Origin of the sequence: Meridianimarinicoccus sp. MJW13 (assembly GCF_014901205.1) — a bacterium.
GTDB lineage: Bacteria > Pseudomonadota > Alphaproteobacteria > Rhodobacterales > Rhodobacteraceae > Meridianimarinicoccus.
The window spans coordinates 16466-36030 of sequence record NZ_JACNMU010000010.1 but is presented as its reverse complement, the minus strand read 5'-3'; the positions used below and the strand labels follow the sequence as shown (position 1 = coordinate 36030).

General features: G+C 63.5%; 19 protein-coding genes. 7 read left to right on the top strand and 12 right to left on the bottom strand.

Annotated elements, in window-relative coordinates:
* Positions 1 to 12: 12 nt before the first annotated feature.
* From H8B03_RS16880 to dapD, 4 genes are all read right to left on the bottom strand, one after another.
* Positions 13 to 435 carry a GNAT family N-acetyltransferase gene (locus H8B03_RS16880; RefSeq protein ID WP_193143075.1) on the bottom strand — a complete coding sequence of 141 codons (423 nt, stop codon included), beginning with the start codon at positions 433 to 435 and terminating at the stop codon, positions 13 to 15.
* Entirely contained in the window at positions 426 to 1577 is a 1152-nt protein-coding gene (gene dapE, locus H8B03_RS16875) for a succinyl-diaminopimelate desuccinylase (RefSeq protein ID WP_193143074.1), read from the bottom strand. Before dapE ends, H8B03_RS16880 begins: the two co-directional genes overlap by 10 nt.
* A complete protein-coding gene (locus tag H8B03_RS16870; protein ID WP_193143073.1) occupies positions 1574 to 1918 on the bottom strand; it encodes a hypothetical protein in 345 nt (114 codons plus the stop codon). Before H8B03_RS16870 ends, dapE begins: the two co-directional genes overlap by 4 nt.
* 305 nt (positions 1919 to 2223) lie before the next feature.
* Entirely contained in the window at positions 2224 to 3051 is an 828-nt protein-coding gene (gene dapD / locus H8B03_RS16865) for a 2,3,4,5-tetrahydropyridine-2,6-dicarboxylate N-succinyltransferase (RefSeq protein ID WP_193143072.1), read from the bottom strand.
* A 103-nt stretch (positions 3052 to 3154) separates the two neighbouring features.
* On the opposite strand from dapD, the gene H8B03_RS16860 reads away from it, so the two are divergent.
* Positions 3155 to 3970 (top strand): LOG family protein, encoded by an 816-nt coding sequence (locus tag H8B03_RS16860; protein WP_193143071.1) that lies wholly within the window; start codon positions 3155 to 3157, stop codon positions 3968 to 3970.
* Positions 3971 to 4199: 229 nt separating this feature from the next.
* Here the strand turns inward: H8B03_RS16860 and H8B03_RS16855 are convergent, their stop codons facing one another.
* Complete coding sequence (locus tag H8B03_RS16855) at positions 4200 to 4541, bottom strand: DUF2853 family protein (protein ID WP_193143070.1); 342 nt, start codon at positions 4539 to 4541, stop codon at positions 4200 to 4202.
* Between the two features lie 179 nt (positions 4542 to 4720).
* Here H8B03_RS16855 and msrA point away from each other — a divergent pair, with 179 nt between their 5' ends.
* Complete coding sequence (gene msrA / locus H8B03_RS16850; RefSeq protein WP_193143069.1) at positions 4721 to 5392, top strand: peptide-methionine (S)-S-oxide reductase MsrA; 672 nt, start codon at positions 4721 to 4723, stop codon at positions 5390 to 5392.
* A 124-nt stretch (positions 5393 to 5516) separates the two neighbouring features.
* Here msrA and H8B03_RS16845 read toward each other — a convergent pair whose 3' ends face one another.
* Complete coding sequence (locus tag H8B03_RS16845; protein WP_193143068.1) at positions 5517 to 7772, bottom strand: NADP-dependent malic enzyme; 2256 nt, start codon at positions 7770 to 7772, stop codon at positions 5517 to 5519.
* Positions 7773 to 7944: 172 nt separating this feature from the next.
* On the opposite strand from H8B03_RS16845, the gene mutS reads away from it, so the two are divergent.
* Positions 7945 to 10572 (top strand): DNA mismatch repair protein MutS, encoded by a 2628-nt coding sequence (gene mutS / locus H8B03_RS16840; protein ID WP_226926061.1) that lies wholly within the window; start codon positions 7945 to 7947, stop codon positions 10570 to 10572.
* Positions 10573 to 10784: 212 nt separating this feature from the next.
* On the opposite strand, the gene H8B03_RS16835 is transcribed toward mutS, so the two are convergent.
* The gene (locus H8B03_RS16835; RefSeq protein WP_193143067.1) at positions 10785 to 11387 is read right to left on the bottom strand and encodes a nucleotide exchange factor GrpE; all 603 of its coding nucleotides are present in this window, start codon (positions 11385 to 11387) and stop codon (positions 10785 to 10787) included.
* A gap of 12 nt (positions 11388 to 11399) precedes the next feature.
* Positions 11400 to 12461, bottom strand: coding sequence for a heat-inducible transcriptional repressor HrcA (gene hrcA, locus H8B03_RS16830; protein WP_193143066.1), 1062 nt, complete (start codon positions 12459 to 12461; stop codon positions 11400 to 11402).
* 96 nt (positions 12462 to 12557) lie between these two features.
* On the opposite strand from hrcA, the gene rph reads away from it, so the two are divergent.
* The 4 genes from rph to H8B03_RS16810 are packed head-to-tail and all read left to right on the top strand — an operon-like array spanning position 12558 to position 15386.
* Complete coding sequence (rph, locus tag H8B03_RS16825; RefSeq protein ID WP_193143065.1) at positions 12558 to 13268, top strand: ribonuclease PH; 711 nt, start codon at positions 12558 to 12560, stop codon at positions 13266 to 13268.
* Positions 13265 to 13873 carry an RdgB/HAM1 family non-canonical purine NTP pyrophosphatase gene (gene rdgB / locus H8B03_RS16820; RefSeq protein ID WP_193143064.1) on the top strand — a complete coding sequence of 203 codons (609 nt, stop codon included), beginning with the start codon at positions 13265 to 13267 and terminating at the stop codon, positions 13871 to 13873. The genes rph and rdgB overlap by 4 nt, the downstream gene beginning before the upstream one ends.
* Positions 13866 to 15029, top strand: coding sequence for a radical SAM family heme chaperone HemW (gene hemW, locus H8B03_RS16815; RefSeq protein ID WP_193143063.1), 1164 nt, complete (start codon positions 13866 to 13868; stop codon positions 15027 to 15029). Before rdgB ends, hemW begins: the two co-directional genes overlap by 8 nt.
* 3 nt (positions 15030 to 15032) lie before the next feature.
* Positions 15033 to 15386: a YbaN family protein gene (locus H8B03_RS16810; protein WP_193143062.1), complete on the top strand. Its 354-nt coding sequence runs from the start codon at positions 15033 to 15035 to the stop codon at positions 15384 to 15386.
* Here H8B03_RS16810 and H8B03_RS16805 read toward each other — a convergent pair.
* The 4 genes from H8B03_RS16805 to mnmG are packed head-to-tail and all read right to left on the bottom strand — an operon-like array spanning position 15361 to position 19563.
* The gene (locus H8B03_RS16805) at positions 15361 to 16260 is read right to left on the bottom strand and encodes a ParB/RepB/Spo0J family partition protein (RefSeq protein ID WP_193143061.1); all 900 of its coding nucleotides are present in this window, start codon (positions 16258 to 16260) and stop codon (positions 15361 to 15363) included. The genes H8B03_RS16810 and H8B03_RS16805 overlap by 26 nt on opposite strands.
* Positions 16261 to 16281: 21 nt before the next feature.
* On the bottom strand, positions 16282 to 17121 hold the full coding sequence (locus H8B03_RS16800) for a ParA family protein (RefSeq protein WP_193143060.1): 840 nt from the start codon (positions 17119 to 17121) through the stop codon (positions 16282 to 16284).
* Positions 17075 to 17689: a 16S rRNA (guanine(527)-N(7))-methyltransferase RsmG gene (gene rsmG / locus H8B03_RS16795; RefSeq protein ID WP_193143059.1), complete on the bottom strand. Its 615-nt coding sequence runs from the start codon at positions 17687 to 17689 to the stop codon at positions 17075 to 17077. The genes H8B03_RS16800 and rsmG overlap by 47 nt, the downstream gene beginning before the upstream one ends.
* Entirely contained in the window at positions 17686 to 19563 is a 1878-nt protein-coding gene (mnmG, locus tag H8B03_RS16790) for a tRNA uridine-5-carboxymethylaminomethyl(34) synthesis enzyme MnmG (RefSeq protein WP_193143058.1), read from the bottom strand. Before mnmG ends, rsmG begins: the two co-directional genes overlap by 4 nt.
* Positions 19564 to 19565: the final 2 nt, after the last annotated feature.

Here is a 19565-nt window from a genome sequence, read left to right as displayed (position 1 = left end):
CCAGCTTAGGGGTCACAAGGCAATCTCCATGTCGTGATGCGGCACGCCGCCGTCGTCGTAGAGCGGCCCGCAGACCGAGAATCCCAGGGCCGTGTAGAACCCCGCAGCCCGTACCTGCGCCCCCAGAACCGCACGGTGCACCCCGGGTGTGGCACGCAATCGGTCCAGCGCATCACGCACCAGCACCGCACCGACGCCCTGGCCGCGGTAGGGTTTGACCACGCAAATCCGGCCAATGCGCCCGGTGTTGCCCTCGATCATCAACCGCGCCGTGGCCACGGGGGTTGTGCCGTCGCAGGCCAACAAATGCCGGGCCGTGGCATCCAGGTCATCGAATTCCTCGGCCACGCGAAACTCCTGCTCCTTGACGAAAACCGCCTGCCGCAGCGCGAAACAGGCTGCGGGATCGGAGACCTCGTCGATGGTCAGTTGCACCCGAAATAGTCTTTCAGGATGCGGGTGTAGACGGATTTCAGGCGCGGGATCTGCGCCACCTCGACCCGCTCGTCCACCTGGTGCATGGATTTGCCAACAAGGCCGAACTCCGCAACCGGGCAGTGATTGCGCACATAGCGCGCATCCGAAGTGCCGCCGCTGGTCGACAGCACCGGCGTCAGCCCGGTTTCGGCCTGCACGGCCCGGCTGATCAGTTCTGACAACTCTCCCGGCGGGGTGATGAAGCTTTCGCCCGACACCTTGCTGGTCGTCTCGAAGGTGATGCCGGTCTCGGCGGTGATCCTGTCGGCCTCGTCCCGCAGCCACTCCAACAGCGCATCGGAACTGTGCGTATCATTGAAGCGGATGTTGACCATTGCCGTGCATTGCGCCGGGATGACATTGTTGGCCGCATTGCCGGTGTCAAAACCGGTGACCGCCAGCGTCGAGGGATCGAAATGAGCCGTACCCTGGTCCAACGCGTGCGTTGACAACCGGTCGACCAGACGGGCCAGCGCCGGGATCGGGTTATTGGCGCGATGCGGATAGGCCGAATGCCCCTGCACCCCGCTGGCGGTGATCCAGGCGGTCAGCGACCCACGCCGCCCAATCTTCATCATCTCGCCGAAGGTTTCGGGGCAGGTCGGCTCGCCGGCAAGGCACAGCGACATCGCTTCGCCTTGCTCGGCCATCCAGTCAAGAATGGCATCGGTGCCATCGACGCCGTCGCCTTCCTCATCCCCGGTGATGGTCAGGATGATGGCCCCGTCAGGCGGCGTCTGCCGCACCAGGTCAATGGCGGCCGCGACAAAGGCCGCCACCCCGGACTTCATGTCCGTGGTGCCCCGGCCCATCATCCAGCCGTCGCGAACCTCAGCCCCGAAGGGGTCGCAGGTCCAGGCTGCAACGTCGCCCACCGGAACCACATCCGTATGGCCGTTGAAGCCGAAACTGCGGGCATGGCCCTTCGCGCCCCAGCGGGCAAAGAGGTTGGGAATGCCGGCGCGATCCACCCGAGTGCAGGAAAATCCCGCCTCGGTCAGCAGCGCGGCCAGAAGCTCCAGCGCCCCGCCTTCTTCCGGCGTGACAGAAGGGCAGCGCACAAGGTCGGCGGTCAGGGCTACGGGATCAACGGGGGTCAATGCGGGCCTCCGACGGTATCCTCGAAGAAAGGGGTCATCTGCGCCACGATCACCGAATTTTCGGCAAGGGCGCGCTCCATCAGGGCACGCTCCTCGTCGGAAATGTCGTGGCCCTGCTCCAGCCGCTCCTCAAGGGTGCCATAGCCGGTGACATCCAGCGGCGCCAGCTCCGCCTGCTTCAGGACCGCCACGGTTTCCCGCACCGCTTCGGGCTCATCCACACCGCTGGCATAGCACATCAGCGCGGCCCCGGTAGCGCCCTTGGGCAAGCCATCGCCGGGTTTGCGGCCGATCTCGACAAGCAGGGTGAACACCTGCTGAGGTTTCTTTTCCTTGGTCATGGGATCGGAGGTATGCGGCGCGCTTGGCCGGGTCAATGCCCCTAGCCGAGGACAGGGGGCGCAATCCCGAACCCGCCCTGCACGAGAAACCCCAGCGCAATGGCCAATACAAGCGTTACGTCCTTGAACATTCTTGCCTCCCGGAATGGAACAAGACTGTTACGGCGCGGCCCGGGGTTTCCGTCGCGACCATCTCTTCTTTTTGGCAAAAATACTCATCTTGCGCCGCGCAGCGGCGCCCGGCCCAACGCCGCAAGGCCCAGGGGGCCGCGCGGGGGCGGGAGCCGCCCCCGGCGCTCAGCACATCAGTCGCGCAGAAGGTCGTTGATCGAGGTCTTGGAGCGGGTCTGCGCATCCACCCGCTTCACGATCACCGCGCAATACAGGTTCACGCCGTTCTTCGACGGCATCGACCCGGCCACAACGACAGACCCCGAGGGCACTTCGCCATACATGACTTCACCGGTCTCGCGATCGACGATCTTGGTGGACTGGCCAATGAAGACCCCCATCCCCAAGACCGAGCCTTCGCGGACGATGCAGCCCTCGACAACCTCGGACCGGGCACCGATGAAGCAGTTGTCCTCGATGATGGTCGGTCCGGCCTGCATCGGCTCCAGCACGCCGCCGATGCCAACGCCGCCCGACAGGTGCACGTTCTTGCCGATCTGCGCGCAGGAACCGACGGTGGCCCAGGTGTCCACCATGGTGCCGCTGTCCACATGGGCGCCAAGGTTCACGAAGGACGGCATCAGCACCACGCCGGGGGCGATATAGGCCGACTTGCGCACCACGCAGTTCGGCACGGCGCGGAACCCGGCCGCCTTCCAGTCCTTTTTCTTCCAGCCGGCAAACTTGCTGTCGACCTTGTCCCACCAGCCACCGTCCTGCGGGCCGCCGGACTGTTTCTCCATGTCCTTCAGGCGGAATCCCAGCAACACAGCCTTCTTGGCCCATTGGTTCACATGCCAATCTCCATTGGCCTGCCGCTCGGCAACCCGCAGCTTGCCGCTGTCCAGCGCGTTCAGCGTGCTTTCGATGGCATCGCGGGCTTCCCCTTTGGTTTCGGGAGTGATGCTGTCGCGTGCCTCCCAGGCAGCTTCGATGGCAGTTTCCAAGGCGGCATTCGACATGGGCGACCCTTTCGCGCGTTTACTCTGGCTCAAGCTCCGGCAAGGCTATACTTCGGCAAGACCCAAGGCGCAACGACGCGCGATCGAGTGGCGAGGACACCCCATGACGGACCAGAAGGCCCATCCCCTGCCCCATGCCCGCGACGATATCGAGCGGGCGCGCGGCATTCCCGACACCCCGCAGACCCGGTCACCCACCCACAGGCTGGCGTTCACCGACAACGATTTCCTGTCCCGCGAAGACCTGCGCCCGGTGCGGTTGCAACTGGAACTGCTGAAATGTCAGCTGACGCTGGACGAAGCCGGCATCCGCTCCACCGTGGTTCTGTTCGGCGGTGCGCGCATTCCCGCGCCGGAAAATGCCGACAAGGCCCGCACGCCGACCCTGGGCGCGCTCAGCCATTTCTATGACGAGGCCCGCGCCTTCGCCCGACTGGTTACCGAGCGCAGCGTCGCCACCGGCAATACCGAAAACGTCGTGGTTACCGGCGGCGGACCGGGGGTGATGGAAGCGGGCAACCTCGGCGCGCTGGACGCGGGCGGCGTGTCCATCGGGCTGAACATCGTGCTGCCACACGAACAGGCGCCGAACCCCTATGTGACGCCGGAACTCAGCTTCAACTTCCACTATTTCGCCATCCGCAAGATGCACTTCCTGATGCGCGCCAAGGCGATCACCGTGTTTCCCGGCGGTTTCGGCACCCTGGACGAATTGTTCGAGGCGCTGACCCTGATCTCGACCAAGCGCATGAGCCCGGTCCCGATCCTGCTGTTCGGCGAATCCTTCTGGCGCGAAATCGTCAACTGGGAAGCCCTGGCCCGCGCCGGGACCATATCGGACGAGGATCTGGACCTTTTCCGCTTTGTGGAAACCGCCGAAGAGGCCTTCGCGGCACTGCAAGAAGCCGGCACGCTCTGACCGCCGCCTCAATCGGTCGCCGGGGGCAAACCCAGACCAACACGGACAAGAAAACAGGGAGGTCCCGCCAAGCCGGACCTCCCTTCACCCCACGTGCTTTCGCACCACACGTGTTTCGAATTTCGGTTCCAGCCATCCTGGCAGGACAAAACCGTGATAGCCGATCCATCCCCCCGGCGCAAAAGGCTTCTGTCGCGCAATCGTTTCAAAAGTCTCGCAAATTTTGGCTTCAGGCGTAGACGTCTTCCTTGCCGAAATGCTTGGTCAGCAGGTAATAGACCACCGCGCGGTACTTCTGGCGTTCGGACCGGCCATAGATATCCAGCACCGCGTCGATCCCGGCAGTCAGTTCCGGGCCGTCCGCAAGACCCAGCTTACCCATCAGGAAGTTCTTTTTCACGGTCTCCAGTTCCGACGGATCGCTGCCCGCCACCATCGAACTGTCGGCATTGTAGATCGCCGGGCCCAGACCGATCACCACCTTGGTCAGAAGATCGCTGTCCGGGGTTACCCCGCATTTGTTGGCCAGATCCTCTGCATATACCGCAATCAGGTCGTCGCGTTTGCTCATCCTATCCTCCATCATGTCCCGGAAACCCTTGTCCCCGCACCGAAAACCCTAGCCGATCCGCCGGGAAATAACAGAGGCTTGCATCCTTTCACGGCCCCTCAACCCTGCGTGACATCGCAATTCCAGCGTTGATCACCCGCCGCATATGGCGTCAGGGTTCGGGAAAAGGAGGCCATGCCATGACCCTGTTCCGCAAACTTGCGACCCTCAAACCCGCGCTTCTGGCGCTGACCATTGCCCTGGGGCTGACCCTGCAAGCCAGCGACGCAAGTGCGGCAGGCCAAGAGACCGCGCTGGTGGCAGGCGGCTGTTTCTGGTGCGTCGAGGCCGATTTCGAGAAGGTCAAAGGCGTGACCGGCGCAGTGTCTGGCTTTGCCGGCGGCACCGTCGCCAACCCAAGCTACAAGCAGGTGACGCGCGGCGGCACCGGCCATTCGGAAGTGGTGCAGATCACCTTCGATCCAGACGTGATTTCCTACGACCAGATCCTGGATCTGTTCCTGCGCTCCATCGATCCCTACGACGACGGCGGCCAGTTCTGTGATCGCGGCCACACCTATGCCCCCGCAATCTTCGCCCAGACCCCCGGCCAGAAACGCGCGGCAGAGGCCGCCATTGCCCGGGCCGAGGATGATCTTGGCCGTCGAACCAAGGTGCCGGTGCGCGCGGCTGCCCCCTTCTATGCGGCCGAGGACTATCATCAGGATTACTACAAGCAGGACGGCCTGATCCTGACGCGCTTCGGCCCGCAGTCCAAGGCCTCCGCCTACAAGAAATACCGCGACGCCTGTGGCCGCGACGCCCGCGTCCGCGCCATCTGGGGTGACGCCGCGCCCTTTACCGGCAGTTGACCTGCCCTCGGCCGCTGCCTTGCGCGGGCGTCACACCCGTTGCGGACCGGCCTGTTTCTTCTTGGAAAAAATACTCAAAAAAAAGGGCACCGCGCTGCGGGGCCCTTTCCCGGTGCATGGGTGCTTACCCGATCTTGGATGCCGCCAGCACCGCCATGTTCAAGATGTCGTTCTCGGTGGCATTGGTCGAACACAGCTGGATCGGCTTTGCCACGCCCGACAGGATCGGACCGATCACCGTGGCGCCCGCCATTTCCTGCATCAGCTTGACCGAGATCGAGGCCGAGTGCCGCGCCGGCACCACCAGGATGTTGGCCGGGCCTGACAGGCGCGAGAACGGATAGGCCTCCATGGCGGACATGTTCAGCGCCACATCCACTGTCATCTCGCCTTCAAACTCGAAATTCACACCCCGTGCTTCCAGCACTTTCGGCGCCATGTGCATCTTTTCAGCCCGTTCCGACACCGGATAGCCGAAGGTCGAGAAACTGACGAAGGCCACGCGCGGCTCCAGCCCCAGCGACCGAGCGACCGATGCCGCGCCTTCGGCGATGGTGGCAAGGTCGTTCTGATCGGGCCATTCATGGACCAGCGTGTCGGCGATCATCACGATCCGGCCCTGGTGCAACAGCGCCGTCACCCCGACCACCCCATGTTCGGCATCGGCGTCGAAGACGTGGTTGATCTGTTCCATCACATGCGCCGACTTCCGGGTTGCCCCGGTCACCATCGCGTCGCCATGGCCATGCGCCAGCATCAGCGCCGAGAACACATGCCGGTCGCGCGCCGCCAGACGATGCACGTCGGACCCGTCGAACCCCTTGCGTTTCAGCCGGTCGTAAAGGAAGTCCTTGTAGGCCTCCAGATGCACGGTGTTGGCGGCATTGATGATGCGCAATTCGCGCACCGCATCGCCCAATCCCGCCGCTTCCAGCTTGGTTTTCACGTCTGCCTCGCGACCCACCACAAGGGCCTTGCCCAGGCCCGAGCGTTGATAGGCCACGGCAGCGCGCAGGGCGCGGATATCGTCGCCTTCCGCAAAGATCATCTGGGCCTGATTCTGACGGGCCCGCGCGTGCAGGCCTTCAAGGATCGACGCGGTGGGATCCATCCGTGCCTTCAGCGACCGCTTGTAGCCATCCATGTCGATGATCGGACGGCGGGCCACGCCGGTGTCCATGCCGGCCTTGGCCACGGCGGGCGGAATGCGATGGATCAGGCGCGGGTCAAACGGTGTCGGGATGATGTAGTCGCGCCCGAAGCTCAGCTTGCGGCCATAGGCCATGGCGACCTCATCGGGCACATCCTCGCGCGCCAGTTCGGCCAGCGCCTGGGCGCAGGCGATCTTCATCTCGTCGTTGATGGCCCGCGCGTTGATGTCCAGCGCGCCGCGGAACAGATAGGGGAACCCAAGCACGTTGTTGACCTGGTTGGGATAATCCGACCGCCCGGTGGCAACGATGGCATCCAGCCGCACGTCGTGGGCTTCTTCCGGCGTGATCTCGGGATCGGGGTTGGCCATGGCGAAAATCACCGGGTTGTCGGCCATCGAGGCGACCATCTCGCGGGTGACCGCGCCCTTGGCCGACACGCCCAGGAACACGTCGGCGCCCTGCATGGCTTCCTCCAGCGTGCGTAGATCGGTGCGCGCGGCATGGGCCGATTTCCACTGGTTCATGCCCTCGGTGCGGCCCTGATAGATCACGCCCTTGGTGTCGCACATGATGCAGTTGTCATGCGTGGCGCCCATGGTCTTGAGCAGTTCCAGGCAGGCAATGCCCGCCGCGCCCGCGCCGTTCAGCACGATGCGGCAATCCTCGATCTTCTTGCCCGACAGGTGCAGCGCGTTGATCAGCCCGGCGGCACAGATCACGGCGGTGCCGTGCTGGTCGTCGTGGAAGACCGGGATATCCATCTCTTCCTTCAGGCGCTGCTCGATGATGAAACACTCGGGCGCCTTGATGTCTTCCAGATTGATGCCGCCGAAGGTCGGCCCCATCAGCCGGATCGCGGCGATCAGCTCTTCTGGATCCTCGCTGTCCAGCTCGATGTCGATGGAGTTCACATCGGCAAAGCGCTTGAACAGCACCGCCTTGCCCTCCATCACCGGTTTCGACGCCAGCGCGCCCAGGTTGCCCAGCCCCAGCACGGCGGTCCCGTTCGAGATCACTGCCACCGTGTTGCCCTTGGTGGTATAGTCATAGGCCGCCTGCGGGTCGGCGGCGATGGCCTCGCAGGGCACCGCAACGCCGGGCGAGTAGGCCAGCGACAGATCGCGCTGCGTGCTCATCGGCACGGTGGCCTGAATCGCCAGCTTGCCCGGATGCGGCAGCAGGTGAAACGCCAGCGCGTCTTCGGGCGTGATCTTTGTCTTGGACATGGGCGGGGTCTCCTCCGTCGGTTCCCGCCGTCTTACGCGAGCCACCGTGCGGTCTCAACGCGTGTTAGCGCAGACAGGCGCAGATAAGGCGGATCGGGCCGATGGGGGCTTTTGCCGCTTCGCCCGACGCACTACACCCATGAGACGCAAATCGCAGCCCCGGAGCCGCCCCATGACGCCGATGATGGCGCAGTATCTCGAGATCAAGTCCGATCATCCCGATGCCATCCTGTTCTACCGGATGGGGGATTTCTACGAGATGTTCTTCGACGATGCGGTGGCTGCGGCGGCGGCGCTGGACATCGCCCTGACCAAACGCGGCAAGCACGAGGGCGCGGATATTCCCATGTGCGGCGTACCGGTCCATGCCGCAGAAGGCTATCTGCTGACCCTGACCCGCAAGGGCTTTCGCGTGGCCATCTGCGAACAGCTGGAAAACCCGGCCGAAGCGAAAAAGCGCGGCTACAAGGCGGTGGTCAAACGCGGCGTGACGCGGGTCGTGACCCCTGGCACATTGACCGAGGACAGCCTGCTGGACGCGCGGCGGCACAATTACCTGGCCGCCTGGGCCGAGATCCGGGGCACCGGCGCCCTGGCCTGGGTGGATATTTCCACCGGCGAGATGACCGTGGCGCCCTGCAAGCGGGTGATGCTGCCGCATCTGCTGTCCCGCCTCGCGCCGCCCGAGATCCTCTGCCGCGACGCGCTGGAGCCCGAGTTGCGCGGTATGGCCGAGGAAACCGGGGCCGCCCTCGTGCCGCTGGGCGCGGCCAGTTTCGACAGCGAAGGCGGGCTGGCCCGCCTGAAGGCGCTGTACGCGGTGGCGACGCTGGACGCCTTCGGCCAGTTCGACCGGGTCGAAACCGCGGCCCTTGGCGCGCTGGTCGACTATCTGGAGATCACCCAGAAGGGCAAACTGCCGCTGATCCGCCCGCCGGTGCGTGAAGCGCCGGGCGGGGCCATGGCCATCGACGCCGCGACCCGCCGCAACCTTGAGATTACCCAAAGCCTGTCGGGCGGGCGCAACGGCTCGCTTCTGGCGACCGTGGACCGGACGGTGACGGCGGGCGGCGCGCGGCTGCTGGAACGGCGGCTGTCGGCGCCCTCGCAGGACCTGGCGGAAATCCGGGGCCGGCATGACGCGGTCGAGGCCCTGCTGGACGATCCCCGCCTGCGCGACGACCTGCGCGCGGCTCTGAAACGCGCGCCCGACATGGATCGCGCCCTCAGCCGCCTGTCGCTGGACCGTGGCGGCCCGCGCGACCTGACCGCCCTGCGCGATGGGCTGGCCCAGGCCGGGGCCATCGCCGCGATGCTGCCCGAGGATCTGCCCGAGCGTCTGGGCTGGGCCGCGCAGGACCTGCTGGGGCACGAGGCGCTGGCTGATCTGCTGGATGAAGCCCTTGTCGCCGATCCGCCCTTGCTGGCCCGCGACGGCGGCTTCGTGGCCAGCGGCTATGACAGCGCACTGGACGAGGCCCGCACCCTCCGCGATGAGGGCCGGGGCCTGATCGCCGGCTTGCAGGCGAAATATGCGGATCTGACCGGCATTGGTTCGCTGAAAGTCAAGCATAACAACGTGTTGGGCTATTTCGTGGAAACCCCGGCAACCCATGCCGGCAAGATGACCTCGGAACCGCTGACGGAAACCTTCATCCACCGCCAGACCACCGCCAATGCCATCCGCTTCACCACGGTGGAGCTGTCCGAGCTGGAGCGCGGGTTGCTGAATGCAGGCTCGCACGCGCTGGACCTGGAAAAGCAGATCTTCGCGCGTCTGTGCGCCACCTGCCTGGACGCCGCCGCCAAGATCGGCAACGCCGCCCGCGCGCTGGCCGAGATCGACCTGACCGCCGGGTTCGCCGATCTGGCCGCCGGCGCCGACTGGACCCGCCCCCGGATGGAGGACAGCCGCGCCTTTGACGTGCGCGCCGGACGTCACCCGGTGGTCGAGGCCGCGCTGTCGCGCCAGTCGGGCGCAGCCTTCGTCGCCAACGATTGCGCCCTCAGCGCCGAGGGGGATGGCGCCGCCATCTGCCTGCTGACCGGGCCCAACATGGCAGGCAAATCCACCTGGCTGCGGCAGAACGCGCTGATCGCCCTGCTGGCCCAGTCCGGCGCCTTCGTGCCCGCGCGCGAGGCCCGCATCGGGATCGTCTCGCAATTGTTCAGCCGCGTCGGTGCCGCTGACGATCTGGCGCGGGGACGGTCGACCTTCATGGTGGAAATGGTGGAAACCGCCGCCATCCTGAACCAGGCCGACGCGCGCGCCCTCGTAATACTGGACGAAATCGGGCGCGGCACCGCCACCTACGACGGGCTTTCCATCGCCTGGGCGACGCTGGAACATTTGCACAACGTAAACCGCTGCCGGGCGCTGTTCGCCACCCATTACCACGAAATGACCACGCTGGCCGAAAAGCTGGACCATGCCAGCAACGCCACCGTGGCGGTCAAGGATTGGGAAGGCGAGGTCATCTTCCTGCACGAGGTCCGCCCCGGTGCGGCCGATCGCTCCTACGGGGTGCAGGTGGCGAAACTGGCCGGCCTGCCCGCCCCGGTCATCGCTCGCGCGCGGCAGGTATTGGAAACTCTGGAAGCCGGCGACCGCGAGGGCGGCAAACGGGCCCCGATGCTCGACGACCTGCCCCTGTTCGCCGCGCCGCCGCCGCCCACCCCCACCGTCGAGAAAACCCATCCGGCTGTAGACCGACTGTCAGATGTCCACCCCGACCAACTGACCCCGATCCAGGCCCTGACCCTGCTGTACGAGTTGCGCGGGATGGTGCGGGACGGTTGATCGCCGAACGACAGCCCCAACCAGGCTGCCTGCAGGCAGCCCGGCCATACACCGCATTTCTTTTTGGAATAAATACTCATCTTGCGCCGCGCAGCAGCGCCGGGCCCAACGCCTTGCGGTCGTCAGGCCGCAAAGGGGGCGGGAGTGCGCCACCCCAACGAATTGCGGCGCCACCGGGAAACGGGGCGCCGCGACCTGTCATGGGGATCGGATCAGGAGGCCGGCATCGACGATACGCCGACCTGTGCCGGGCGCAGCAGGCGGTCGTGCAGCAGGAAGCCTTCGGCCATGACCTCGATAATCTCGCCGGCCTTGGTGCCGGGCACCGGGGCTTCGAACATGGCCTGGTGCAGCTGCGGATCGAACTTCTCGCCCCGCTCCGGCGCGACGCGCTGGATGCCGTGCTTTTCGAAGATGTTCAGCAACTCGCGCAGGGTCAGTTCGACCCCTTCCAGCAGCGCCTTGTCGGCCTCGCTGCCGGTTTCGGGTGCTGCGCGCAGGGCGCGGTTCAGGTTGTCGTAGACCGGCAGCATGTCGCGCGCCAGTTTCGAGCCGCCGTATTGCTCGCCCTCGCGGCGATCCCGCTCGCCACGCTTGCGGGCGTTTTCGGCATCGGCCAGCGCCCGCATGAAGCGGTCGTGCAATTCGTCGCGTTCCGCCTTCAGGGTTTCAATCTCGGCTTGAAGCGCAACCGCTTCCACGTCTTGCGGCGAGTCCTGCTCGGCCAGCGTGTCCAGATCGACAAGGTCGTCTTCGCTGACGCCCGGCAGAATGTCTTCCATTTCGCCCACGTCTTTGGCTTTCGGATCTGCCATGATCCCTCCTTCTCAACTCCGGTCGGAGATCATCCTGCCGACCAGTTGCGCCGTGTAATCCACGATCGGCACGACCCGTCCGTAATTCAGACGTGTCGGCCCGATCACGCCCACGGCGCCGATAATCTTTCGATCCGCGTTCATATAGGGACTGACGACCAGAGAGGAACCCGAAAGTGAAAAAAGCTTGTTCTCCGAGCCGATAAAAATGCGCACACCCTCGCCGGTTTCGGTCAGGTCCAGGAACTCGGCAATATCACGTTTGCGCTCCAGGTCGTCGAACAGGATGCGGATGCGCTCCAGATCAACCGCATCCTGGCTTTCCAGCAGGTTGGCGCGGCCGCGCACGATCAGCCGCTCGGCGCCTTCGCCTTGTTCATCCCAGACCGCCAGCCCACTTTCCACAAGGTCGCGGGCCAGCTTGTCGATTTCCTGGCGGCGGCGCTTGATCTCGCTTTCCATGACCCGGCGCAATTCGCTGACGGTGCGGCCCTCGGCCAGCGCGTTCAGGAAATTTGCCGCCTCGCGCATGGATGACGGGGTCTGCCCCGGCGGCGGCGTGAACACGCGGTTTTCCACATGGCCATCGGCAAAGACCAGCACCACCAGCGCCCGGTCGGCGGCAAGGCTGACGAACTCGATATGCTTGATCGGCGCTTCATGCTTGGGCGTCAGCACCAGGCTGGCACCATGGGTCACCCCCGACAGCGCCGAACCGATGCCGTCCAGAATCGCGCCCACATCACCGTCCGAGCGTTTGACGGTGGCGTCGATCATCTCGCGATCCTGAAGGGTCATCTGGTCCACTTCCAGAAACCCGTCCACGAACATGCGCAAGCCCTTTTCGGTGGGCACGCGGCCTGCCGAGATATGCGGACTTCCCAGCAACCCCAGATACTCCAGGTCCTGCATCACGTTGCGGATCGTCGCCGCGCTGACCTTTTCCGACATGGAGCGTGTCAGCGTGCGCGAGCCCACCGGATCGCCGCTGGACAGATAGCCTTCGACCACCCGCCGGAACACCTCGCGGGAGCGGTCGTTCAGATCTTGCAGAACCTTGCTGCTGTCGGTCATCCCGTTTGTCCCGTTCTCGCGCACACAGCCCTTGCAGGCTTGAACCACACCGCCTTGCGAAGATAAGGGTTCGGCATCCCAACGCAAGGAAATGTCATGCGCCCTTCCGGCCGTAAACTCAACGAACTTCGCCCCGTGTCCATCGAGACCGATGTCACCCGCCACGCCGAGGGCTCTTGCCTGATCCGCATGGGCGACACCCATGTGCTCTGCACCGCCTCGCTGGAAGAGCGGGTGCCGCCGTTCCTGAAGAACTCGGGTCTTGGCTGGGTCACCGCCGAATACGGGATGCTGCCGCGCGCCACCCACAGCCGGATGCGGCGCGAGGCCAAGAACGGCCAGTCGGGCCGCACCCAGGAAATCCAGCGCCTGATCGGACGCAGCCTGCGCGCCGGGCTGGATCGCGTTGCCCTGGGCGAACGCCAGATCACCATCGACTGCGATGTGATCCAGGCCGATGGCGGCACCCGCTGCGCTGCAATCACCGGCGGCTGGGTCGCGCTGCGCCTTGCGGTCAACAAGCTGATGAAGGCCGGCGACGTGATCTCGGATCCGCTGGTCGATCCCATCGCGGCGGTGTCCTGTGGCATCTACGCCGGTCAGCCGGTGCTGGATCTGGACTATCCCGAGGACAGCGATGCGGGCGTCGATGGCAACTTCGTCATCACCGGTTCCGGCAAGCTGGTCGAGGTGCAGATGTCCGCCGAAGGCGCCGCCTTCACCCGTGCCCAGATGGGCGAACTGCTGGATCTGGCCGAAGCGGGCGTGGCTGACCTGGTCGCCGCCCAGAAAGCCGCCACCGCATGACCGGCAGGATCGGCGACAAGCTGGTCATCGCCAGCCACAACGCAGGGAAAATCCGCGAGATCGGGGCGCTGATGGCGCCCTACGGGATCGAGGTCGTGTCGGTGAAGGAGCTTGGCTTCGTCGAGCCGGAGGAAACCGAGAATACTTTTGCCGGCAACGCGCGCATCAAGGCGCATGCAGCAGCCAAGGCGGCGGGCCTGCCCGCCCTGTCGGATGACAGCGGCATTATGGTCGATGCCCTGGATGGCGCGCCGGGGGTCTTTACCGCCGATTGGGCCGAAACGCCCAAGGGGCGCGATTTCCCCATGGCGATGAAAAAGGTCTGGGATCTGATGGAGGAGAAAGCCGCGCCGGAACCCCGGACCGCGCATTTCTGCTGTACGCTCTGCGTGGCTTGGCCCGATGGCACCGATCAGCTGTTCGAAGGCCGTGTGTCGGGCCGCCTTGTCTGGCCGATGCGCGGCGCGCAGGGCTTCGGCTTTGACCCGATCTTCCAGCCCGATGGTGAAACCGAAACCTTCGGCGAGATGGATCCTGCAAAGAAGCACTCCATGAGCCACCGCGCCGATGCCTTCACCAAGATGAAAGCGGGCCTGCTTGACTGAGCGCCCCGATTGGGAGGCCGGCGGGTTCGGCCTCTACATCCACTGGCCGTTCTGCGCCGCCAAATGCCCCTATTGCGACTTCAATTCCCATGTCGCGGCCACCATCGACCACACCCGCTGGCGCAAGGCTTATCTGGCGGAACTGCAGCGCGCGGCGCGTGAAACGCATGGCCGGGTCCTGAACACGGTGTTCTTCGGCGGCGGCACCCCCAGCCTGATGGACCCGGATACAGTCGCCGCCATTCTGGAAGACGTCCGCCGCCTGTGGCCCATGGCGAATGATCCCGAAATCACGCTGGAAGCCAATCCAACCTCGGTCGAGGCCGGGAAATTCCGGGCCTTCCGGCAAGGCGGAATCACGCGGGTGTCGATGGGGGTGCAATCACTGCGCGACGAAGACCTGCGCCGTCTTGGCCGAATGCACAGCGTGGCCGAGGCACGTCAAGCATTTGATATTGCGCGAAAAGAGTTTGACCATGTCAACTTCGACATGATTTATGCCCGTCAGGGGCAAAGCCGCGAAGATTGGTCAGCAGAACTGACCGAAGCCCTGTCCATGGCCGTTGATCATCTCTCGGCGTACCAGTTGACCATCGAACCCGGCACCGCCTTTGGCGACCGCTACGCCCGTGGCAAACTGCGCGATCTACCCGACGATGACCTGTCAGCGGACCTTTATGATCTGACGCAAGAAATCTGCGCGGCGCATGGGATGCCCGCCTACGAGGTGTCGAACCACGCGGCACCCGGATCCGAAAGCCGGCACAATCTGATCTACTGGCGCTATGGCGACTACATCGGCATTGGCCCCGGCGCACACGGTCGGGTCACCACGCCCGAAGGCCGCATGGCCACCGAAACCCATCTGGCCCCCGGCGCATGGCTGCAAGCGTTGGAACAGCGCGGCACCGGCCAATCCCTGCGCAGTACCCTGCCCGCAGCAGATCAGGCCGCCGAATACCTGATGATGAGCCTGCGTCTGTCTGAAGGCAGCGACCTGTCCCGGCTTGCGCGTCTGGGCCTTGTCCCCGACCCCGCGCGCCTGTCACATCTGCAAGAGTTGGGCCTTGTTGCATTGACCGGATCGCGCCTGCGTGCGACCCAAGCCGGGCGCCGGGTTCTGAACGGCGTATTGCGCGAACTGCTGATGGATTGACCCATGCGAGTGCTCTGGTTGATGACAGGCTTTCTGGCCGTGGGAACAGGCACTTTGGGCATCTTCCTGCCGCTGCTGCCCACCGTACCGCTGATGATCCTGGCCGCGTTCTGCTTTGGAAAGTCTTCGCCGCGCCTGCACAACTGGCTGGTGAACCATCCGGTCTATGGCGAGCACATCCGCGACTGGCACGCCAAGGGCGCCATTCATCGAAATGCCAAGAAATTGGCCACGGTGTCGATCGCCGTGGCCTTCGGGCTGTCCGTCCTGATGGGGGTTCGGGCCCAGATCCTGATGATCCAGGCCCTCGTTCTCTGCGCCGTGCTGATCTTTATATGGACGCGCCCGACGGCGTAAGGCTGAGCATCCGGCACAATTCATCCAGTTGATCCAGAGACTTGTAGCTGATGGTCAGTGATCCTGTCTCTTTTTCGGGCTTGTGGGCGATCTGCACTTTCATGCCCAGATTGGCCGAAAGATCCTGCTCAAGAACGCGCGTGTCCGCGTCTTTCTCGTCATCGACCACCCGCGCCTTGCGCGGTGCTTTCGGTTCGGACTCGGCCTTGGCCAGCCGTTCGGTATCCCGTACCGACAGCCCTTTCTCGACCACCTTGCGCGCCAATGCCACCGGATCCTCGGTGGTGATCAAGGCACGCGCGTGCCCTGCCGAGAGCCGCCCGTCGACCAGGAACGCCTGCACTTCGGCGGGCAGGTTCAGCAGTCGCAGAAGGTTGGCAATGTGGCTGCGGCTCTTGCCCAGGGCCTCGGCCATTTTTTCCTGCGTGTGGCCGAACTTGTCCATCAACTGACGATAGCCGGCGGCCTCTTCCACGGGGTTCAGATCGGCCCGCTGAATGTTCTCGATGATTGCGACTTCCAGAACCTCGGTGTCCGAGAAGTCCCGCACCAGAACCGGAAGCTCGTGCAGTTGCGCCATTTGCGAGGCGCGCCAGCGACGCTCCCCGGCAACAATCTGATACTTGGCGTCCCCGTTCGGCCGTTTCCGCACGATCAGGGGCTGAATCACGCCCTTTTCCCGGATCGAATTGGCCAGATCGGTCAGATCCTGATCCCCGAACCGACGCCGCGGCTGATCCGGGTTCGGAGCAATGTCTTCAATGGGCACCACCAGTTCACCACGCGGCGCGATGCTCTCATTGGCCTCGATCGGGGCAACATCCGCCATCAAGGCCGACAGGCCCCGGCCCAATCCGCGTTTCTCTCCACCCATATCTAGCCCTGCCTTATTGTTTTATGCCGATATGCTGTGATAGCGCGCAATAAGCTCGTCTGCCAAGTCCCCATATGCAAGCGCGCCCTTCGATTTCGGGTCATAGTCCAGAACCGGCACTGCATGCGACGGCGCTTCGCTTACCCGCACGTTGCGCGGGACGATGGTCTTGAACACCAGTTCGCCCAGCGTTTCGCGGGCGTCGATCTCGACCTGCTGCGCCAGACGATTGCGCTGATCGTGCATCGTCAGCAACACACCTTCGATCCGCAGATTGGGATTTGCGGTCTGGCGCACTTCCCGGATGGTCAACATCAACTGGGACAACCCCTCCAGCGCAAAAAATTCACTTTGCAGCGGGATCAGGATGGAATCAGACGCGACCATGGCATTGACGGTCAGAAGGTTCAGCGATGGCGGGCAGTCAATCAGGACATAGTCGACGCCAAGCTCGGCCATCACCGGGCTACGCAGTATGTCGCGCAGGATAAAGCTGCGGCGCTCGTTCGCCACCAACTCGATATCGGCAGAACTCAGATCAGTTGTGGCCGGCGCAATCAGGATGTTGTCGATCGACGTTGCACACAGGACTTCACCCAGAGGTGCGCCGTCGATCAGAAGGTCATAGGTGCTTTTCCTACGCTCACCCACTTCCACACCCAGGCCGGTGGAGGCGTTGCCCTGTGGGTCAATATCAATAACGAGGCTGGAAAATCCCCGCTTTTCCAGCGCCGAAGCGAGGTTGATCGTCGTGGTTGTCTTGCCAACCCCGCCCTTCTGGTTGGCAATAGCGATGATGCGCGGTGTGGAGAACTCAGACACGTCTCGGGGCTCCGATCTTGAACAAAACTGCTTGGGCATCTGTCAAACTGGTAATCTCTTGCACGTCGAACTGCCAGTGCTTTCGGGCCTCTGCCAGTTCTTCTGCATGGCGTGCGCCTTTTGGAAATATGGCGGTACCATCATTTGCAAGATGCCGTTCTGCAAACCCCAACAGATCTGTCAGGGGGGCCAGGGCACGGGCACTGAGATACTGAGCGTCCTGTGGGGGGACAGCCTCGATGCGCGCATCCAGCACCGAGAAGGGCGTTGATGTTTCACGTGAAACAGTGCGCAGGAAGGCTGCCTTGCGTTGGTCGCTTTCGATGCAGGTCAAAACTAGGTCAGGTGTGAGTTCTTGCGCCAAGATTGCCACCACAGCGCCCGGAAACCCACCACCACTCCCCAAATCAACCCAACTCCCCCCCGTGGGGGCAACGGCAGAAAAGACCTGGGCAGAGTCGACAATATGGCGGTCCCACAGCAGAATCAGTGATTTCTGTGACACGAGATTGATCTTTCGCGTCCATTTCCTCACCAAATCCGCATAGGCGGACAGCTTCTCAAGTGTTTCACGTGAAACATCGAGACCCGGGAGGCTGTGAGTCACGCCCGTTTCTCCTGCCGCGCCGGACGCAACCGAACCAACAACAGCGACAAGGCTGCCGGAGTCATCCCCTCCAGACGCGCCGCTTGCGCCATGGACGCCGGGCGGCTCTTGTTGAGTTTTGTTTTCAACTCGTTTGAAAGGCCGGAAATTCCGTCATAGTCGAAGTCGGTCGGGATTTTCACCGCTTCATCCCGTTTCAACAGCGCCACATCCCGCGCTTGACGGTCCAGATACTTCGAATAGAGCGCATCTCGCCAAAGCTGAACCTGAACTTCCGGGTCCATGCCCTCGTGGGTTGGGTTCAGCTCAAGGATGTTGTCAAAAGAAGCGTTCGGAAAGGACAGAAGATCCCAACTGGTCCGACGACCGCCATCAGCCGCAACCTTGATGCCCGCCGATGTGATTTCACGCGGGGTCCAGTCTTCAGACTCAAGGGCTTTGCGCCCAGCTTCCAGGGCATCCATCTTTTGCTGGAACGCTGCCTTCCGCGTCTCTCCAACACACCCAAGGCCCAAACCCATTGGAGTTAGACGCTGATCCGCATTGTCGGCTCGCAGGGACAAACGGAATTCCGCCCGCGACGTGAACATGCGATACGGTTCTGCGACGCCTCTGGTTGTCAGATCGTCGATCATAACGCCGATGTACGAGTTGGAGCGCTGGAAGGTCACGCCCTCTTCCCCAACAGCATGTCGGGCCGCGTTCAGACCAGCCACTAGGCCTTGTGCCGCCGCCTCTTCATACCCGGTCGTGCCATTGATCTGACCCGCCAGATAGAGTCCCGGTTGCTCCCGCAATTCAAGGTTCAGGTTCAACGCCCTGGGATCAACGTAATCATATTCTATGGCATAGCCGGGTTGCAGGATTTGGACGCTCTCAAGACCGACAATCGAGCGAACGTAAGCCCTTTGAACATCTTCGGGCAAGGAGGTCGAAATGCCATTCGGATAGACTGTGGGATCGTCCAGCCCTTCCGGCTCAAGAAATACCTGGTGGCTGTCCTTATCAGCGAAGCGGACCACCTTGTCCTCGATCGAGGGGCAGTATCGGGGACCCACCCCTTCGATATGGCCGCCGTACATCGCAGACCGGCTGAGGTTTTTCTCGATGATCTCGTGTGTGCGCGTGTTTGTGTGCGTAATTCCGCAGCTGACCTGTCGCGTATGGGTCGATTTCGTCAGAAACGAGAAGAACGTGGGGTCATCATCGCCGGGCTGATCCTCTAGGACCGCCCAATTTATTGTGCGCCCGTCCAGTCGCGGTGGTGTCCCGGTTTTCAACCGGCCCAGTGGTAGACCCATATCGGCAAACCGGGCTGCCAACTTGTTGGAGGGGTCCTCGCCCATACGGCCAGCCGGATAGGACGTATCGCCAATATGCACAACACCCCGAAGAAAGGTGCCGGTGGTAATGACAACGGCTTTTGACGGGACAATGCTCCCATCGCCAAGCACCGCACCTGTCACTTGGCCCGCATCAACCGCAATGTCAGTGACTTCCGCACCGATAACCGACAGATTTGGTACCGCAGCCAGCATCCTTTGCATGGTGTCACGATAGATCTTGCGATCCGACTGTGCTCTTGGTCCCTGAACTGCAGGACCCTTGCGGCGGTTCAAAAGCCGAAACTGGATCCCGGCCTTGTCGGCCACTGGGCTCATGATGCCATCCATGGCATCGATTTCGCGGACCAGATGACCCTTCCCAAGCCCGCCAATGGCTGGGTTGCAGGACATCACGCCGATTTTGCTGGTATCCAAGGTTACCAGGGCAACACGAACACCCAGGCGCGCTGCGGCATGAGCAGCCTCGCAACCCGCGTGCCCACCACCAACCACCACCACGTCGAAGCTGTCATGTTTCACGTGAAACATCG

Excerpts from the sequence above, each read along its gene's own strand:
- H8B03_RS16805 (WP_193143061.1), bottom strand. The coding sequence starts at position 16,260 with ATGGGTGGAGAGAAACGCGGATTGGGCCGGGGCCTGTCGGCCTTGATG.
- dapD (WP_193143072.1), bottom strand. The coding sequence starts at position 3,051 with ATGTCGAATGCCGCCTTGGAAACTGCCATCGAAGCTGCCTGGGAGGCA.
- H8B03_RS16800 (WP_193143060.1), bottom strand. The coding sequence starts at position 17,121 with ATGCCCAAGCAGTTTTGTTCAAGATCGGAGCCCCGAGACGTGTCTGAG.
- msrA (WP_193143069.1), top strand. The coding sequence starts at position 4,721 with ATGACCCTGTTCCGCAAACTTGCGACCCTCAAACCCGCGCTTCTGGCG.
- hrcA (WP_193143066.1), bottom strand. The coding sequence starts at position 12,461 with ATGACCGACAGCAGCAAGGTTCTGCAAGATCTGAACGACCGCTCCCGC.
- H8B03_RS16855 (WP_193143070.1), bottom strand. The coding sequence starts at position 4,541 with ATGAGCAAACGCGACGACCTGATTGCGGTATATGCAGAGGATCTGGCC.
- mnmG (WP_193143058.1), bottom strand. The coding sequence starts at position 19,563 with ATGTTTCACGTGAAACATGACAGCTTCGACGTGGTGGTGGTTGGTGGT.
- rph (WP_193143065.1), top strand. The coding sequence starts at position 12,558 with ATGCGCCCTTCCGGCCGTAAACTCAACGAACTTCGCCCCGTGTCCATC.
- H8B03_RS16835 (WP_193143067.1), bottom strand. The coding sequence starts at position 11,387 with ATGGCAGATCCGAAAGCCAAAGACGTGGGCGAAATGGAAGACATTCTG.
- H8B03_RS16870 (WP_193143073.1), bottom strand. The coding sequence starts at position 1,918 with ATGACCAAGGAAAAGAAACCTCAGCAGGTGTTCACCCTGCTTGTCGAG.
- rdgB (WP_193143064.1), top strand. The coding sequence starts at position 13,265 with ATGACCGGCAGGATCGGCGACAAGCTGGTCATCGCCAGCCACAACGCA.
- mutS (WP_226926061.1), top strand. The coding sequence starts at position 7,945 with ATGACGCCGATGATGGCGCAGTATCTCGAGATCAAGTCCGATCATCCC.
- H8B03_RS16845 (WP_193143068.1), bottom strand. The coding sequence starts at position 7,772 with ATGTCCAAGACAAAGATCACGCCCGAAGACGCGCTGGCGTTTCACCTG.
- H8B03_RS16810 (WP_193143062.1), top strand. The coding sequence starts at position 15,033 with ATGCGAGTGCTCTGGTTGATGACAGGCTTTCTGGCCGTGGGAACAGGC.
- H8B03_RS16860 (WP_193143071.1), top strand. The coding sequence starts at position 3,155 with ATGACGGACCAGAAGGCCCATCCCCTGCCCCATGCCCGCGACGATATC.